At 60.4% G+C, this 17000-nt stretch carries 20 protein-coding genes; 7 read left to right on the forward strand and 13 right to left on the reverse strand.

Annotation, left to right across the window (positions count from 1 at the left end; genetic code table 11):
* Window positions 1-20: 20 nt before the first annotated feature.
* The 6 genes from TSACC_RS14735 to TSACC_RS14760 all read right to left on the reverse strand — a co-directional run bounded on the left by TSACC_RS14735 (window position 21) and on the right by TSACC_RS14760 (window position 4432).
* Entirely contained in the window at window positions 21-473 is a 453-nt protein-coding gene (locus tag TSACC_RS14735) for a hypothetical protein (RefSeq protein WP_075080000.1), read from the reverse strand.
* Between the two features lie 99 nt (window positions 474-572).
* Window positions 573-824 (reverse strand): hypothetical protein, encoded by a 252-nt coding sequence (locus tag TSACC_RS14740; protein WP_153811450.1) that lies wholly within the window; start codon window positions 822-824, stop codon window positions 573-575.
* Window positions 821-1198 (reverse strand): hypothetical protein, encoded by a 378-nt coding sequence (locus TSACC_RS14745; RefSeq protein WP_075080002.1) that lies wholly within the window; start codon window positions 1196-1198, stop codon window positions 821-823. The genes TSACC_RS14740 and TSACC_RS14745 overlap by 4 nt, the downstream gene beginning before the upstream one ends.
* Before the next feature lie 2 nt (window positions 1199-1200).
* A complete protein-coding gene (locus tag TSACC_RS14750; RefSeq protein ID WP_075080003.1) occupies window positions 1201-1782 on the reverse strand; it encodes a response regulator transcription factor in 582 nt (193 codons plus the stop codon).
* Window positions 1779-2858 (reverse strand): hybrid sensor histidine kinase/response regulator, encoded by a 1080-nt coding sequence (locus tag TSACC_RS14755; protein WP_075080004.1) that lies wholly within the window; start codon window positions 2856-2858, stop codon window positions 1779-1781. The genes TSACC_RS14750 and TSACC_RS14755 overlap by 4 nt, the downstream gene beginning before the upstream one ends.
* A gap of 20 nt (window positions 2859-2878) precedes the next feature.
* On the reverse strand, window positions 2879-4432 hold the full coding sequence (locus TSACC_RS14760; RefSeq protein WP_084400500.1) for a sensor histidine kinase: 1554 nt from the start codon (window positions 4430-4432) through the stop codon (window positions 2879-2881).
* A 271-nt stretch (window positions 4433-4703) separates the two neighbouring features.
* Here TSACC_RS14760 and TSACC_RS14765 point away from each other — a divergent pair, with 271 nt between their 5' ends.
* Window positions 4704-5456 (forward strand): DUF4410 domain-containing protein, encoded by a 753-nt coding sequence (locus TSACC_RS14765; protein WP_075080006.1) that lies wholly within the window; start codon window positions 4704-4706, stop codon window positions 5454-5456.
* A 251-nt stretch (window positions 5457-5707) separates the two neighbouring features.
* The gene (locus TSACC_RS14770) at window positions 5708-6334 is read left to right on the forward strand and encodes a PEP-CTERM sorting domain-containing protein (RefSeq protein ID WP_075080007.1); all 627 of its coding nucleotides are present in this window, start codon (window positions 5708-5710) and stop codon (window positions 6332-6334) included.
* Window positions 6335-6356: 22 nt separating this feature from the next.
* Here the strand turns inward: TSACC_RS14770 and TSACC_RS14775 are convergent, their stop codons facing one another.
* Window positions 6357-7271 carry a cation diffusion facilitator family transporter gene (locus TSACC_RS14775; protein WP_075080008.1) on the reverse strand — a complete coding sequence of 305 codons (915 nt, stop codon included), beginning with the start codon at window positions 7269-7271 and terminating at the stop codon, window positions 6357-6359.
* A gap of 327 nt (window positions 7272-7598) precedes the next feature.
* Between TSACC_RS14775 and TSACC_RS22835 the strand changes: the two genes are divergently transcribed.
* The 3 genes from TSACC_RS22835 to TSACC_RS14785 all read left to right on the forward strand — a co-directional run bounded on the left by TSACC_RS22835 (window position 7599) and on the right by TSACC_RS14785 (window position 8912).
* Window positions 7599-7742: a hypothetical protein gene (locus TSACC_RS22835; RefSeq protein ID WP_153811451.1), complete on the forward strand. Its 144-nt coding sequence runs from the start codon at window positions 7599-7601 to the stop codon at window positions 7740-7742.
* Between the two features lie 104 nt (window positions 7743-7846).
* Window positions 7847-8341, forward strand: coding sequence for a YcxB family protein (locus TSACC_RS14780; RefSeq protein WP_075080009.1), 495 nt, complete (start codon window positions 7847-7849; stop codon window positions 8339-8341).
* 82 nt (window positions 8342-8423) lie between these two features.
* Window positions 8424-8912, forward strand: coding sequence for a hypothetical protein (locus TSACC_RS14785; RefSeq protein WP_075080010.1), 489 nt, complete (start codon window positions 8424-8426; stop codon window positions 8910-8912).
* A gap of 10 nt (window positions 8913-8922) precedes the next feature.
* On the opposite strand, the gene TSACC_RS14790 is transcribed toward TSACC_RS14785, so the two are convergent.
* From TSACC_RS14790 to TSACC_RS14805, 3 genes are all read right to left on the reverse strand, one after another.
* Window positions 8923-9162, reverse strand: a complete 240-nt coding sequence (locus tag TSACC_RS14790) for a hypothetical protein (RefSeq protein WP_075080011.1) — start codon at window positions 9160-9162, stop codon at window positions 8923-8925.
* Window positions 9163-9476: 314 nt separating this feature from the next.
* A complete protein-coding gene (locus tag TSACC_RS14800) occupies window positions 9477-10244 on the reverse strand; it encodes a hydroxypyruvate isomerase family protein (RefSeq protein ID WP_075080013.1) in 768 nt (255 codons plus the stop codon).
* Window positions 10245-10260: 16 nt separating this feature from the next.
* Window positions 10261-11262, reverse strand: a complete 1002-nt coding sequence (locus TSACC_RS14805; RefSeq protein WP_169809657.1) for a zinc-dependent alcohol dehydrogenase — start codon at window positions 11260-11262, stop codon at window positions 10261-10263.
* A gap of 142 nt (window positions 11263-11404) precedes the next feature.
* Between TSACC_RS14805 and TSACC_RS14810 the strand changes: the two genes are divergently transcribed.
* Together TSACC_RS14810 and TSACC_RS14815 are read left to right on the forward strand one after the other, a co-directional pair.
* Window positions 11405-12226, forward strand: coding sequence for a helix-turn-helix transcriptional regulator (locus TSACC_RS14810; RefSeq protein ID WP_075080015.1), 822 nt, complete (start codon window positions 11405-11407; stop codon window positions 12224-12226).
* 84 nt (window positions 12227-12310) lie between these two features.
* The gene (locus TSACC_RS14815; protein ID WP_075080766.1) at window positions 12311-12784 is read left to right on the forward strand and encodes an HXXEE domain-containing protein; all 474 of its coding nucleotides are present in this window, start codon (window positions 12311-12313) and stop codon (window positions 12782-12784) included.
* A gap of 327 nt (window positions 12785-13111) precedes the next feature.
* Here the strand turns inward: TSACC_RS14815 and TSACC_RS14820 are convergent, their stop codons facing one another.
* The 3 genes from TSACC_RS14820 to TSACC_RS14830 all read right to left on the reverse strand — a co-directional run bounded on the left by TSACC_RS14820 (window position 13112) and on the right by TSACC_RS14830 (window position 16964).
* Window positions 13112-13402 (reverse strand): hypothetical protein, encoded by a 291-nt coding sequence (locus TSACC_RS14820; RefSeq protein ID WP_075080016.1) that lies wholly within the window; start codon window positions 13400-13402, stop codon window positions 13112-13114.
* A gap of 87 nt (window positions 13403-13489) precedes the next feature.
* Complete coding sequence (locus TSACC_RS14825; RefSeq protein ID WP_075080017.1) at window positions 13490-15289, reverse strand: beta strand repeat-containing protein; 1800 nt, start codon at window positions 15287-15289, stop codon at window positions 13490-13492.
* Window positions 15290-15587: 298 nt separating this feature from the next.
* Complete coding sequence (locus tag TSACC_RS14830) at window positions 15588-16964, reverse strand: APC family permease (protein WP_075080018.1); 1377 nt, start codon at window positions 16962-16964, stop codon at window positions 15588-15590.
* Between the last annotated feature and the right edge of the window lie 36 nt (window positions 16965-17000).

Here is a 17000-nt window from a genome sequence, read left to right on the forward strand (position 1 = left end):
TTGGCGCACGTCAACCCAACCTAGCGCTGTCGGTGGTGGCGGAGAAACTCCGCGATCCCGAAAGCGGCGCCGCTGTCGAGTTTCCCGTCTGAACTGGAGAAATCGAAGACCATTTCACGGGCGCATTTCATCGTGGCGGAAAGCTGTCCGCCCTGAACACCTTGGGCGAGGAGAAAGGCCTGAAGGCCATCGAGAAGATCGGGGTTCCTGGCAGACTCCTGGCAAAAGCGCCATTTCAGATCGCTTGCGCGGTTACCCTGAATCACGCGGCCCAACGGGATGTCGGGCATTTTCCGCCATTGCTTGCGCTTGATGCCCAGGAGGTCCTGTTCCATGGCGTCGACATCCGCCGACCGGAGGGCCTGATGTTCGCTTTTGCGATAGCAGCGATTCAGCCAGCGCTTGCGGAAGCGGATGCCCTTGCGCGAGGCCTTGTCGTTTTGCCCGAAGCAATTTCGACGATCCTTAAGCAAAGAGAGGCGTTTTTTCTCCTGTGGTGTCATTCGAGGGGGGAGCTTATATGAATCGTCAGAAAAAGAACGTGTGATTCACATACTTTACTCACCATTCGATTATGTCAGGGCTTTCCTGATCCACTGGACACCGACGATGCAGAGAACGGGGCCGATGCCAAATGCCCCGATAAGCGGCGCGGGGCGAAACTCCGGCAGGCGGTGGATGAGGTGATTGTACAGCACCCAGAGAATGATGGCGGCTCCGATGAGGCAACTCGTCGCGCCCATCACAAGGTAAACAGCCCGCCGGATCATGAGCCGAAAGTTTAGCGGCGACATCTGGGCAAAGACAAGGTTGCCGCGCCTCACTTCCGCTGGGTCTTTGACGCTGGGATAGCAGACGTAACTGGCGGTTCGGCCTGGAGGCGGGTGAGGTAGTCGTGGACGGAGTCGGTGTCGTAGTCGGAGAGGCCGTGGGTGTCGGCGACGGCGCGGACGATGATGTCGACGGGTTCGGTGATGGATCGCCAGTCAAAGGCGGTGCGAAGAATCATGCCCTGGCCGGTGCGATAGGATTCGATGACATTGCAGCAGATGGAGGAGACGACCAGTTCGCGGGCGACGGTGCGCCAGCGACCGGGGCCGTGGCGTTTTTCAAACTCCTGCACGAAGGTACGCGGGGATGGCGGCGCATCGCCGGGTTCCGTAGGGATGTGCGGGGGATGCGTGGTGTCTTCATTCATGATCAGCTGCGAAAGAATATCGTGCCGTAGCTCACGAGCTCGGCACCGGACATGCCGAGCTTCTTGGCGATGGATTTGCGATGGGTCTCGATGGTCTGGACGGACAGAGCGAGACGTCCAGCGATCTCCTTGCTGGTAAAACCTCCTCCGATAAGCTGGAGAACCTCGCGTTCCCGCCCGGTGAGACGGGAAACCGGCAGGTCGTCACCCTTGACTCGCGAACCAAAAAGCGAATCGATCCGGTCCTTGAGGGAATGAAAGGTGTTGTTTTTGTCGATCCAATAGACTCTGGGCGAACCGTTCTCGGAGATGCCCTCCGGTACCGGGAGCGCCGAGAGGATAATGAAATCCTGATCAGGTTTCAGCCGGTGCACGTCACGGATCAGATCGTGAGCGCTGCCGTCGGGCAGCATGTAATCGGAAATAATGAGATCGTAGTCGTGGGTCACACAGAGGTCCCGAGCATCGCCGAGCGTGCAGGCCGTGCCTACTCGGTCGATCGCGCGAATGGTCTTCAGCATGGACTGGAGGAGATCCAGGAACATGACCTGATCCTCGACGAGAAGGAGGGAAAGAGATTTCATGACGGAATGCCTAGGGGAAAGGCGGGTAACTCGATGCGTGCCGCCACTCCGTGCGGGTTCCGGCGGGAGAGGGTGAGTTCTCCCTGCATTTTGGAGACGAGCTTGCGGGCAATGCTGAGGCCCACGCCCATCGCCATGTCGTCGCTGTAGGAGTTTACAAAACGGCGAAAGGGGGCGATGGCGGCGAAATCATCATCGCTCATTCCGATGCCCAGGTCTCTCACCTCGATGGAAAGGATTTGATGGCTGGCGGAGGCAATGACCTGCACCTCACTACCCTCAGCGGAAAATTGAAAGGCATTGTCCACGAGTTCCTCCACCGCCTGGGATAGTTCGCGAGCGTAAAAGGTGTGCAGCTTGCAGCCAGCATGCACCACGAGGTCGCCGAGGCGCGAGCAGGATTCTGCGATGCGGGAGGCGACCTCAGCTACGAGCGTATCGACATCGACGAGTTCCTGAGACCGTAGCGGGAGAGAATCGCTGGCTGCCTCCATGAAGGAAAGATACCGCAGCAGGGTGCGCTCGAGGCGAACGGCAGACGTAGCGACAATACCGAGTTCCTCCGGTGCAGCGTCGGGCTTGTCCATCTGCATGAGCTCCAGCCCGCCCATCACACCGTTGAGCGGCGTTCGAATCTCATGGGATAGACAACGTAGCGCCCGGGCATTCATCTCGGCGAGGTGAGTCTCGATAGACCGGCGCCTTTTGTCATGGAGAGCGAGCCGCGTACGCACCACGTCGACCAGCTCACTTTCGGTAAAAGGCTTCGTCAGGTAGTCGTCGGCTCCGAGATTCATTCCCTTGCGTATCTGCTCGCGCTCGACATGAGCGCTGATGAAGATGAAGGGAATGTGCCGCGCCGCCTCAAGGAGGCGGAATCGCTCAAGAATCTGAAACCCCGAGAGCCCCGGGAGTCTCACATCGCACAGGACGAGGTCGGGCAGGATCGAGTCGCATGCCAACAACACCTCCGCACCGCCTGCGAAGGATCTCACAACATGATCGTGCAGGGAAAGAATGAGCGTCGCGTATTCCCGCAACTGCTCGTCATCCTCGACCAAGTAAATGAGTGCCATTTCGTGCGTCTCCCCTCTCCCTAGTCGCCTTGCTCGCGATGAGTGTTGCGCCGCATCGGCAGACGAACGACAAACAATGCACCACCCCCTTCTCTCGGGCGGTACCGGATGACCCCGCCGTGCAACCTGGCCGCGCGGTCTGCAATGAACAGGCCAAGGCCAAATCCGGGAGTCGACCCTACATTGGATGATCGAAAGAATGCCTCGAACAGTCGCCTCCGCTCAACCACGGGAACACCAATGCCGCGATCTGCCACAAAAAAACTCAAGCGTCCGCTCCTCACCCGCGCAATGACATGCACAGGAGCCGGGGCCGGAGAGTACTTCAAGCCATTTTCCACGAGATTCCGGAGCACGTGCGCAAAGAGAGCGCGGTCTACCAGCACCTCACCGTCAAACTCCCGGATGATAATAACGATGCGCGAAGAGGGTTGGCTGATGGCGTTCCGGATCAGGATTTCAAACTCCTGCACACTCGATACTGCAGCAGGACGAAAATCGACGCGCCCCATGTCCACATTCCCAGCAAAAAGGAGTGAGTCGATGGTGGAGGTCATGTCCCGGATAGTGGATTGAATCTCGCCAAACAGGTGCTCAATCAGGTGCTCCGGGAGTTCCTTGAAGTGGTTTTTCAAGAGCTGACTTGCGAGCATGATGTTGGCCAGCGGTGTCCGCAGTTCGTGGCTGGCCATGGCGGCGAACCGGGCCTGCTGTTGATCCGTCTGGCAAGACTGCGCGATGCCAGCCACTACGGCAGATTCTGCCCGCTTCGTATCCGTGACATCGTGGGCGCTGGCAAAAATGAGATTGTCGCCAGGCGAGGATGAGGCGCTCCAGTTCAACCAGAGATGCGAACCGGACTTTGTGCACATGCGGTTGACGAAACTCCTCGTCGGCCGTCCCTCGCGTAACTTCACGAGCTTGGCTTGAGTAAAGTCACGGTCATCTGGATGAACGAACTCCAGAATACTGTGATCCCGAATATCCTCGGGGTCGTAACCGAGCAGCGTACTCCAGGCGGGATTGAACTGTTTGATGCAACCGGACGTATCCGCCACAGCAAGCATCCCCTGCGATAATGCAAAGAGCCGGTCCCGCAAATCATCCCCAGCGAAGCGCTCGGTTGCATTAAAGACCATGCAAATAACGTTCCGGCCCGGTAAAAGTCTAAGAGCAACCTGTTGTGTAATAATTGACCCATCCCTATGTTTTCCCGGAAGCCGTCCGATCCAGAACCCCACCTGCCTCAGGGCGGGCATGGCGTCCCTGGTAATCCGGCTGCGAAACTGGGCCGGAAAGAGCATGCGCCAGGAACGCCCGAGCACCTGCTCGGACCGCGCATATCCGAACATGCGACAATGAGCCTGATTGACGTAAATGTATCTGCCAGAAGGAGCTGTGATGGATATACCATCCGGAGCGCAGTCCAGGGCTGCAAGCAGATCCGACGACGAAACCGAGCCTTGAGATGGCTTCGGTAATATCGACGCGTGCAGTGGCTCCCTCGGGTTCATTTCAACGTTCTTCCGGCGATTTTCGCCAACGATCGATCTTAACGAAGATTCGATTCGCATCCATACCCACTAACGGGTAATTTAGGTTTAGGGGATCGTTAATTATGCAACCAGATGCTTAATGGATGATCAGGATCAGTCAATTTGATAAAAGGGAATTTGTATTGACTAAATCTCAAGGAGTCAAGCCGGCGGGGGAACACCGATTCGCCTCTGGGGTGGAGTTTTACCGGTATTTGGAAGCGTACCGGCCGAGAATCGAAGAAAAAGCCCGTCTTTATGCCTCATCGATTCCCATTGACTCGTGGCCGGGACGTGAAAAAAGGGCGCAATGCGTTATTTCCTCTCTCTCGCCAGCGTGATGGTTTTGACCCTCACCGGGTGTAGTTCGGTGGGCGTTTATCAGCTGCATCAACACAAACCAGCGGCAAGAACAGCGCCGAGGACGATCTTTATCCAGGCCTACACAATCCAGCCGGGAGCGTTGCAACTAGGTGATCGCCCTGCGGCAGAGACCGCGAGGCTTGGACGCGATATCCAGACATCGCTTGCATCCCGCACTTCTCGCGAGGTCAGCCGCCATGCGGCTCCGGCGATGGTTGCCGCAGGGGGTACTATTCCGGCTCCGGGAAACTGGTTGATTCGCGGTGAGATCGTCCAGGTGGATCAAGGCAGCCGTGCGAAACGCGCGGTAGTGGGACTGGGAGCCGGACGGACACACTTCCGCACGAATGTCTCGGTATTTGCGGTGGAGAGTGGCGGCATGCGCAGGATTCTGAGTTTCCGCACGCGAGGGAGTTCAGGGATGGAACCAGGAGCAGCTTTGGGCGTAGCCACCGGTGGGGCTAGTCTCGTTGGCACAGCAGCGGGCACGCTGGCAGGAAGCCTGCCTGGCGTAAGCTCGGACGTGGATCGCACCGCGTATGAGACGGCAGCGGTGCTCTCGACCTATCTGGCCAACCAAGGGTTGCTGAGCAGATCCCGCCAGCAGGTGACACCAAACTTCGCCGGTCAGGTACCGTCGGGCTTTAACGTCCGGCGCGCATTGCCCACTCCGGTACGCGACGCCATGGATTCGCACTGAAATATCCGCGGCAAATCGCCTGCCGCTCGATTCAGTAGGCCACCTCTGGATGGCCAGGAACACCCTGGCCGCCGAGGCAGCCCGCATTCCCTCGAAGTGCCAGATATATTAATATCCGGGAGGGAATCAGACTTGTATTTTGGACGCAAACCAACCTAGAAAGCGCGGCGTCGATGGTGAGTATCATAAAAATCGTACAGGGAGCCGCTGGCTCGTTGAGGGCAGGCATGCAAAGCAGTCGCTACCAGCTAATGGCATGCGCGATAGCTGCGCTCATCGGCGCGGGCGGAATGAGCAAGGCATCTGCCGCTCCCGTCATTTGGTCGGTCGATGTGGATCTCCCCGAGTCCGGATACCTGTACTTCAACATCTTTACCGGATACGCCAGCACTCTGCCGGACCCAGGGTACACATATACCTACTCGATCCATAACTTCGCCTACAATACCACGCCGCCAGTCATCCAGACGGTCCTGAACTCCAACAATCCCGCAGACAAGGTGGTGGTAAATGGACCGGAATGCGTGAGCTTTGGCGAAGGCAGCGAAATCAACGGGAGCGAGTTTTACTGGAGCGGCGGAAATCTCGCGACCTACGATCCATCGCGGAATCCACCGTATATCTCGAATTTTACGCCAGAGTGGACCTCGTACGTCGGGCTGAAATTCAGCGATGCCGAGAGCAATGTCTATTATGGCTGGGCCAGCTTCATCGTACAGGGAGATAACACCCTGGTGACGCTGACGGGCTTCGGCTACGAATCGACACCCGGCGCTCCCGCGACAGTGGGGGCGGTACCGGAACCGTCGACGGTCGGGCTACTCGCCCTCGCCGGTGCGGGGCTGACCCTCGCGTGGCGGTCAAGACGGCGAGCCTGACGGAGAAACTTGCCTGCGGGCCTCAGAGCCACTGCTGGCGGGTGGTAAAGGCGATGGTGAGCCAGCGGTCGAGGGTGGCATATTGTTCCAGCCCGGCGGCGATCTCGCTGCGAATGGCGTCGAGTTGCGGGACAGTGCGGTCCCAGTCCTCCGGGACGAGGATGCTGATGTCGATGACGTGGATGCGGCCGGACTTCGCCGCGTAGGCGCGGTAGTCGACGATGCCGTGGCGTTCCCTGATCCCTGCCATGACCTCGTCGATGCGGCGGGAGGCATCGCGCGGGGCAATGAGAAAGACCTCCTTCACCGCGCGGCGCAGGATGCCCATGGGAATAGGTGACAGGCCGATGGTGATGACCATGAGGATGGCGGGGTCGGCGTAGGGCTTAAACTCCGCATGGCCGATCCAGCCGAGGAACTCCGCCAGGGCAAAGCTGAGGAAGAGCGCGAGCGTGATCGCGCCCGACATGATGCAGCTCTTCATGTCGATGCTGATGAACTCGGACTTCAGCACGACGTTGACCTTGCGTTCGTAGAGGTACATGCCAGCGCAAGCGGCGAGCACGACGATGGCATAGACCGAGGCCATGCCGAGTTCGACCGTGTTGCCGCCAGAGAGCAGGCTCTTGCAGCTATTGATAAACCCGTAGATGCAGACGGTGAGCATGATCGCGCCGTTGAGCACGGCGACGAGCGGCTCGAAATGCCAGAAGCCGTACTGGAAATGCGGCGTGGCATTGCGCGTCACCAGCCGCGAGACAAAAAGCACGAGCACACACATGGCGACATCGACGATGGAAAAGATTCCGTCAAAGACGATGGACTGCGATCCGGAGAGAATACCGAAGACGATGCCGAGCAGGGCGACGCATCCGCTCAGGACGATGGAAAACGAGAGGACCTTTTGCTCGGAGGGAACGGCGGTTTTTACGGCCATGGCGGAAATTAAAATCAGAAAGCGGGTTAGCTCGCCATCCGATAACACGCACGGCGGGGAGGCTGCAGATATCGTCGAATATCGCCATGAAGCCGCACTTATCCACTCGGGGCCAGGACAGAAGGCAAAATCAACTCCTTTCGCTCAATCACCGCAGCCCGGGAGACCAAGGTTTATTATTTCAATGTCACGTGGCGGAATGAACTCGACGGAAAACTGTATCAAAAGGACTTTTCCGCAGCAGGCGCGTTGTGGCCCGATGGGCCGCCCCGACAAACGATCACGGTGACTTACGATGCGAGTCGGCCACGAGATTCCTGGGTCGGGATGCGAAGCCTGCCAGATATCGAGCACATCGTGATCGCGTCCGTCATTACAGTCCTCGGCGTCGTCGCGCTCATCGCGATGCATTTTATTGCCCGGTACATCCTGCGCCGGCTGGAGCTCTCGGAGAAGCGCCGTCTCACGTGAGACTCTGCGATCGTTATGCGCCTGATGACACATGTGCGACCGCAGGGATATCCGCGCGAAGCTTGTCGGGACCTGCCTCGCGACACATAGTCGCAACCCAAGCCATGACCATTCACTGCCAGATCACGGAAGAGGACTACATCCGCGCCCAATACCTGCACGTGCGCCCGCGCCCGGTCTTCCTCGCCGCTGGCGTGCTCATGGTGGTGGCGGCGCTCACGATCATCGTGCTGAAGCTCTTCGTTTACCCCTCGACCACGTCGCAACCTGCGCCGTATGTGCTGTTTGCCGTGCTCGTGTACCTCGCGCTGCGGTTTTTTGTCATCATGCCAATGAGCGCAAAACGCATCTACCGCGAGCAGAAGACGCTGCACGACCCGTACGAGGTAGAGATCACGGAAGAAACAATACGCTTCGCCAGCCGTCATGGCGGCTCGAGCGCGGCGTGGCGGCAATTGCACAAGTACAAGGTCGGAAAGGATTTCATCCTCCTTTATCCCTCGCGGGAGACCTTTCACATGTTTCCCCGGCGGTGGTTCAGCGACGAACAGTTCACAGAGTTTCAGGGCATCCTCGCGCGGCACTTGAAGCGCGGCTAGCATTTGTAAACTTCCAAAAGCAGGGCGCCTTTCACTAAGCTTCGCTGCGAGGCTCCCCACCGAGCCCGCACCGCGAAAAGCCATGCCCCCCGCCCTTGCGATCATCCCGATCTTTACTCTGCTTTTTTTGCTGTGGGGGGTCTTTCGCTTTGGCATCTTCGTGGCGGAGCGGATGGGCGGGGCGATGGTGCCGCCGGATGTTTACCCGATCTGCACGTGGATGCTGCGCATCGTGCTGATATTTACCGCCGGGGTGGTTTTCCTCATCGCCGTTCCGGGTATGATCTCTGCCGTGGGTATGGGCGACGCCTTCGGCGGAACTCACTCCTACGGGATAACCGCAGCCATTCTTTCAATTGGGATTTACGCCTTCGCCACCATGATCCTGAATGCGCCCTATTTCCCCCTGCGGTGGAGCATCCGGGCGTATGGACCGGTGCATCTCGTGCTGCTGCCGATCGTCATGAATTTCCGGGAATTCGCGGGGGCGTTCCTTATCCCGCTGGCACTGTATTCCTTTCTCTGGCGGCTCTGTCTTGCGGACCGGCAGAAGATCCCGGCGCCGATGTAGGAAATCCGCGTCAGAACCCCGAGCTCGAGCGGGACGACCTGCCGGAAACGACGTTGTAAATCCAGATGGCCGCGTAGAGGAGGAGGTTGGCCCCGAGCATGCCGAGGAAACTCAGCGGGGTGAAATACGTCACGCCGAGGGAGAGCAGCACGCTGACCGTGCCGAGCAGCCAGCCTTTGTTGTGATATTCGTTATTCCCGACATAGACGAAGATCGAGGCGAAGGCGACGATGGCAGCAATACCGAGCATAAGATATAAATAAGCTTAGCGGACGAGACGACACTCGAAAATCCGCACCTCACTGTCAAGCGAGACATCCGCCGCCCCCAGCCAGCATTGACTCGTATCGATCGGATTCTTAAGCTTCCCGGAGGTCTTCAGCATCGTTATACGCGCGCACTTCTTTTCGGCATCGTTCTCTTTGGGATCACTTGCTCCCGGGCGGACACGGTCACCTCTCCGAGTATCGTCGCTTATGCTGACACCAAGCGGAAAGCAATCGTGATCGACAAGATAAAACCGGTATGCCCCGAGCATCTCGCGGGCAGGGCAGGCAGCCAATCTCACCTGTCCGTGGTGCGGCGGCAGTCGGCGAAGGCTTCGGCGAGGGAGGTCTTTACGTCGCCCGAGGGGATGAACTCGTGGCCGATGTAACCGGTGAAGCCAGTCTGCTGGATGGCGCGATAGATGGGAGGGTAGTGAATCTCCTGGCTCGCATCGGGCTGGCTACGACCCGGGTTGCCCGCCGTGTGGTAGTGGGCAAAATGGCGGTGGTGTTCCCCGATGGTGCGGATGAGATCTCCCTCCATGACCTGCATATGGTAGATGTCGTAGAGGAGCGCCACAGCGGATGAGTCAACACGGCGGCAAACCTCGACGCCCCAGTCGGTGCGGTCGCATTCGTACCCAGCGTGGTCGACCTTGCTGTTGAGCAGTTCGATGGCGAGCGTCACTCCGGCATCGGCAGCCTCGGGGGCGAGGCGGGTGAGGATCTCGGCGGTGGCGTCAATGCCGCACACGCCGGGCTGGCGGTTGCCGGAGAAGCAGATGAGGACAGGGATCTGCCACTTTGCGGCCTTGGCGATGTTGGCGCGAAGCTCAGCCTCGATGCGGGCGTGGTTTTCGCGAAGGTTCATTCCAGACTCGATGGAGGCGTGACCGCCGACGGCGGCAATGCGGAGCCCCTGGTTCACGACCTCGGGCCAGAGGTCCTCTTCGATGAGGTCGACGCCCTCGTAGCCGATATCACGCGCGGTGCGCAGGAGCGTAGCGGGATCGAGTCCCCGGTTGGCGAAGCACCACCAGGAGAAGGATTGCTTGAGCGGGTTCATGGGATGTTTCCTTTTGTTAGCGGGCGGACCAGTCGAAGACGATGCCCATGGTGCGGGCGCGGGCGCGGTTGGCGACGGCATAGGCCTCCTCGCACTGGGCGGGAGTGAAGCGGTGGGTGTTGAGGCCGTCGAGCGGGAATCGCCCGGTTGCGGCCAGGGTGAAGAAAAGCTCGGTGATGGACTGGTTGTTCCAGGCGGTGGTGTTGTGGCCATCGTGTGCGCCGACGATGGTGAGGCCGCGCATGATGACATCGGATGTGAGCGTCTGGCTGCCGGGCTGGCCGGTGTCGCCGAGGACGACGACCGTGCCGCGATCCGCCGCAAGGCTGAGGGCGGCGGAAAAGACGGCGGCGTTGCCGGTTGAGTCAATGACGACGCGCGGGAGATGTCCCCCGCACGCAGCGACTACGGCGTCCTTTGCCTCCGCGATGGGGCCGACAATGGTGGCAGAGGCCCCGCCCGCAGAGGCGAGGGCCATGCGATCCGGCACGGCGTCGGCCACGATGATCGAGGCGCACCCGGCTGCCCGCGCCCAGCGGGTGGACATCTGGCCGATGGGACCAGCTCCGATGATGAGCACGCTGTCGCCGAGCGTGTAGCGGGCGACGGAGGCTCCGTGAAAGGCAATCTTGGCCAGGGAAAACCACACGGCCTCGTCCCAGTCGAGGACAGCGGGAATCGGGAAACACTCGGAGGCTTTGGCATTCACGGCGGAGGCGTGGCCGGTGCGGCTCGCGACGCGGTCGCCGGGCTGAAGTGCAGTCACCTCGGAACCCACGGCCTCGACGACACCGACGGCGGTGTAGCCGGGATAGAACGGGTACTTTACCCAGCGGTCCCAATGCGTGCCGGGGTCGAAGTGGCGGTTGAAGACGATGTTCTCCGTGCCCGTGCTCATGAGCGTGCGCTCGATGCGGAGCCGCACCTCGGCGGGTTTGAGCTCGGGGAGGGTGAAACTTTCCAGTGACACTTGCTGCCTGCCGGTGAAGACAAGCCTTGATGGGGAGGCGGAGGTCATGGCTTCATACATCGCGCCGGGGGCGGCTGCGGGCGATTGAAATAAGCGGCTTATCTTTGCACTTTTCGGTTTTTTCCCAGCCTGCCTTCAGGAAATTCCCCTTCCCGCTTGAAAATTCCGGCTCCCGCCAAATGATGACGGCATGGCAAAGGCATCTCATTGGGCGAAATTTCTGGAGCGTCAGGCGGCACGGCCGCCGCTGGTGTTCGTGCACGGGATGCGTCACGCCACGCCGGTGCAACCGCGGTGCCCGATCCACGCCCATGCGGAGCTGGAGATCGTCTATCACCCGGTCGGGTGCGGCGCAACGACGGTCGATGGCTGCACGGTGGAGTTTGGCGAGGGCAGCGCGATGATTCATCCCCCGAGGCAGGAGCACGATCAGATCATGGAGACGGAGGGCGAGGATCTGTGCGTGAAAATCGCCGCCCCGCGCGGCGGCCCCGCCTTTCCCAGGGAGTGCCTGTTTGTGCCGCATATTGACGATCCCGCATTGATCGAGGACCTGCGGCTGCTGGCGGGCGTGGGGGCGGCGCTACAGCCCGCCGGGCAGGCGCTGTGCAACTTGCGGGCGACGACCGCGCTGCTCTCGCTGGTGGAGCTGGCCTGCCGGAACCGGGACCATGAGCAGGCCAGCCGCGCCGAGCGGTGCGTGACCCAGGCGGAGGAGTACCTGCGCGAGCGCTTTGCCACCGTGGAGTCGCTGCGCGAGGTGGCGGAGGCGGTGGGCCTGAGCACGGATTACCTGCGGCATGAGTTTCGCAGGCAGCGCGGGTGCAGCCTCATCGACTATGTGACGACGCTACGGGTAGACCGGGCAAGGACGCTGCTGGTTCACTCTCGCCTGCCGCTCAAGCAGATCGCCACGCTCTGCGGGTTTCGCGACGAGTATTACTTCTCCCGGGTCTTTCAGCGGCGCACGCTGACGACTCCCGCGCGATACAGAGCCAAAGCCGGTGCGTGACCCTGACCATACGGTGCGGCCCGGAGAAAACAGGCCGGGATACGTCTTGCAGGCGCGCGCGGACACGTGGTTAATCTTTCGTTCATGAGTCACGCCTATATCCTCTGGATCGCGACGTTTGCCTACGCCCTGCATGTCGTGGAGGAGTACACCTTTGACTGGAAAGGCTGGGCTGAGCACGTGCTGAAATTGCCGGTGAACTGGGTGCACTTTGCCATTGTGAATGGCGTGGTGGTGGTGCTGGGTATCTCCTGCTCCCAGGTGGCGTGGTCGCTCCCGGCGTATTCACTAGGATTGCCCGCACTGATGCTGATCAACGCAACCTTTTTCCACGTACTGCCCTTCCTGACGACGCGCGGGCGGTTTTCCCCGGGTCTGGGCACGGCGGTGCTGCTCTTTTATCCGATCGCGCTCTGGGCCTACTATGGCGCGTATCTCGACGGGGTGCTGACGACTCCGACGCTCATTTTATCCTTCGTTGTTGGCGCGCTCCTGATGGCCTCGCCCATCGTGATGCTCAAGCTCCGGCTCCTGCCGTATTTTAATCAAAACAGGTAAGTTTTCAGGGGTTCCGTTTTCAGACAGCGCACGAGCGGCGGTTCGTTGCGGGGGAAACTGATCGACTCCCGGCCTGCGAACGCCTGGCCGGGACTGAAGGGCTGAGACAGCGCCTTGCCTCAACGTGTCATTGAACCGGTTTCCCGTGCGGCGGGAGCGGCGATGGAGGAAGACGAGGGAGACGAGATCGAGGAGCAGAGCCCAAGTGGAGGGCCAGGAACCGGCGGTGAGGCTTGTCATGCCTTTCCTAAGGGGGGGCCAAAATGGCGCTATTCCCTCATGGTGAGAGGAATTCGAGGTGTCCGTCTTTTCTGGGAGCGGCGCGTATTAGTTTGAGGAAATCGCCGCTCTTTTCCGGATGGACCGCAGGGCGACCACTCCCGCCGCCAGACAGATGCCGCCCGGCAGGACCAGAGCGAAGCCGGAGAGCAAAACCGCCCAGACATCCGAGCCGACGACCCGGAGGGTGTAAAACATGTCGTCCGCCGACCGGCTATACAGGAAAAGAGCCTGCACCAGATCGATCAGGCGCGAACCGCCGAAAACGACGATGACGCCCAGCCCGGCAACGATTAACAGGACGGCCGGGACCATAAGCAGCTTGGCGGAGGTTTTCATCAGGAGGAGACTGCCTGGAAACTTAACAAAAAAGGGAACAGCGGTTCAAGCCGTTCCCCTCTTTTCCTTCCCCCTCTGCGGGGAATATCAGCCGCGCACGGAGGCGCGGTAGCGGGCGCGACGCCAGAGGACCATCGCGCAGAGTCCACCCAGGCCGAAAAGCACGGCGCTGGAGGGTTCCGGCACGGCGGTCAGCGTGAGCGAGATGACGCCGAGAGTCGAGTAGTCCCAAGTGGCGTTGTACCCGGTCAGGCCGGAGCCGAGGGTAAAGTTGGACGTGGCCTGGGTAAAGCCCGCGTCGGTAAGCGTCGTCCCGGCATTCGAGTAGAAGCGGAAGAGGTCATACGTCCCGGCGAGTGCGCCGGAGAAGTTGAGCACGACACCGCCGCTGTCACGCAGGAAGTCGGATGCGCCAGCGTAGGTGTAGAATCGCAGCGTGTCGTTGGCATCGCCCGCGCCGAGATTGAAGCTGAAGGATGAGCCCGCCTGCATGTCGAGGATGGCGCCGGTGCTATTGGCGCCGTTCAGCGTCAGGGTGCCGATGCCGCCGTTGATCTCCGAGTCGCCCGGGGCGATGACGCCGCCGGAGCCGATGGTGTGCGAGGCCGCGGTGCCGAGGGCGGAGTAGCCGTTGCCCCCAAGAGTGGCGTTGGTCACGGTCACATTACCCACGCCGAGGCCGGTTCCGGAGGTGTTGTTAATAAGGAGCGTACCGCTGGAGATGGTGGTGCCGCCGGTGTAGTCATTGGTCGTGCCACTAAGGCGAAGCAGGCCGCTGGTAGTTTTTGCGACAGCAATGTAGCGGTCTGTGCCCAGATCATAAATCCGCCCGCTGAAACGACCTGCCTGAATCGTCGCCGTCGAGGTGCCGCCGGAGTAGGCACGGGTAAGGTAACCTCCGCCACCCGTGCCATCCTGCAAATTGCCAAACGTCTGGTTATTCACGAGGCGAATGGATGCACCGGAAGCGATATAGACCGTGCTGGCGACCGGGATGCGATTATCGCCATTGATGAACAGGATGCCTTGATTGACCGTAGTGCTTCCGGTGTAGGTATTGGCTCCGCTCAAGTTCCAGGAGGCCGAGCCATTTTTCACCAGCGAGGTGGCGCCGCCCGAGCCATCGCCGATCACCATGCTCGCGCTGGACGTGTTACTTGAGGTGCTGGAACCGGAAAGGGTGATGGTCCTCGCCCCTGAGCCGGTGAAAGTCATCGTGCCGCTATAAGCCACATAGCCCTTGTCGGAAGTGGCCAGGTCAAATATCGCCCCGGAGGTGCCGACCACCCAACTTTTGCTTACAGCACTATATCCGGTGGTTCCGACGAAGCGCAGGCTGCCGCCGCCAAAAGTCACTGCTCCGGAAGAGAGATTTCCCGCAACCGAAAAACTAACTGTACCGGCGTTAAGCTTGAGTCCCCCCGTAAATGTATTCGTACCGCTGAGGGTGAGGACGCCGGAGCCTTCCTTGGTCAGGCCCGTGGTTCCCGCGATGGCGGAAGCGATCTCGGCGTTGGCGTTTGTCGTGATCGTCGGGGTGGAGCCGCCGAGGGTGAGCGTGCCGCCACTGAGCAGATAGGAGCCGGAGGTGGCGGGGTTGAAGGTAATGCCGCCCGCGGTGATCGTGCCGACCGTGACCGTGCCCGCCGCGCCATTGCTGCTGCCGAAAACGGCGGTGTTGTTCCCTGCATTATCCCAGATGGAGTCGACCGAGCCGTTGCTCCAGAGCGCGGTGGAGGTGTCCCACGCGCCAGCGCCGTCGACGGGGGCATTTGGATTCAGCCCGCTGCTGTCCCAGGTTAATGAGTCCGCTCGCAACGCGGAGGAGAGCGCAGCGAAGGCTAATAGCCCGCATACGTAAAAACGGCTTGAGGTGGGGAGGTGCATGACCCAAGGCTAGGATCACGAAACCGGTTGGCAACGCGGAGTCCATTCTACCTGATGAATTTTGATTCCTCCCCGGTTTTCCGGGGAGGAGACTGCTAGTTTTCAGTGGTTCAGTTGTCAGACTGTGCGTGGATCAGGGCGCGTCGAAAACTGCTCGCGCAGTTTCATAGAGACAGAATAACTATCAGCAGAAGGCGGAGGAGCATCCCTGAGAGCAGATCGTCGCCAAACCGGCGCAGGACGGCCTTTCCGCTCCGTCTGAAAACTGAACCACTGGAAACTAAAACTCCCGCCCGTCCTACGTGCGGGAAGCCCCCGGCTTCCAAACAAGGCTGCCGATGATGGCGAGAGCGATGGCGGCGAATGCTCCCCAGACACCCCACTGCTCGGGTCCTTGCGGGAAGGGAAAAAGCGATCCGTAGAGCGCGAGAACAGGCATGGCGCTGGCGATGAGAAGGACGATCCAGCGGGGAACGGAGGATTTGCCGGTGGTGAAGACGAGCTTGCACGCACCAACGGCGAGCACCGCATAGGTAAGCGCGAGAAGGAGTCCCTGCGCGGTGGCGACAACAAAGAGCGACTTGTAGCGCTCGGCAGCGGGAATAAGGAATCCCACGGCAATGGCGAGCAGTGCGGTGGCCAGGACGCTATGCGATGCCATGGTGGGAGCCCCCAGGCGGTTCGTGCGACCGAGAACGCGCGGGAGAATACCCGCACGACTGAGCGCAAAGAGCCCACGCGAAGCAGCAAGGGAGAAGCCAATGAAGCAGCTGATGAAGTCGGCAAAAATGCCGATACGTATCCACATGCCAGCCCAGTTGCCGAGGAGCTTGTTGGCCATCTCGGCAAAGCCGTCGAGCTGGGCGGGCCAAGCCTTGCCCACCAGCTCGGGGCCGAAGTAGACCGTGCCCGCGTAGGAGCAGAGAACGAAGAGTATGCCGGTCAGCACGACAGTGGAGACGAGCGCGATCGGGATGGTGCGGCGCGGGTTGGGCGTCTCCTCGGCGAGAACGGCGACGGTTTCAAACCCGCCAAAGAGTAGGATGGCAAAAAGCAGACCGCCGAAGAGGTTGCCTCCCCCAGTCGCATGGAAAATGGAAAAGAAGTCCCATGTATTCGCCGGACCCGCATGGATGATGGCGGCGATGGCTGTGAGCAGGAAAGGGATGACTGAAACGAGCACGATCACAAGCTGCGCTCGCGTGGCGACATCGGCCCCGCGGACATTCATGACCCAGGCGATGAGGACGACAATAAGCGCCCCTCCCCACCACGGGACGAGGCCGAAGAGGTAGGCTTTCGAGAAATTCGCCACTAGTACGCCGACGGCGATGGAGAAGCCACCTGCACCCGACACTAGCAGCGAGAACGTATAGATGATCAATATGGCCATGCCCGCGCGGCGCCCCCAGGCTCGCTCGACATAATCTCCCACCGCTCCCGCCCCTCCTGTGAAGGAGGCATAAAAGGCGATCACCATGGCAAAGCACACCATGCCAATGGCCGCAAGAAGGATGGCAAGTGGACCGCGACCCGCAGCGATCTGCGCGACGAAGGCGAGAAACAGACCAATACCAATGAGTGGCCCAATGGCGCAGGCTTGTCCGATAAGATCCAGCATCGTAAGGCGTTTCGATGGACGCGGTTTGGGGGCGGTCTCGGCGGTGATCGGCATCAAAGCTTCATGCGACCAAGTTGCGACGGGAAAAAG

The sequence above is a fragment of the Terrimicrobium sacchariphilum genome (assembly GCF_001613545.1).
Lineage (GTDB): Bacteria > Verrucomicrobiota > Verrucomicrobiia > Chthoniobacterales > Terrimicrobiaceae > Terrimicrobium > Terrimicrobium sacchariphilum.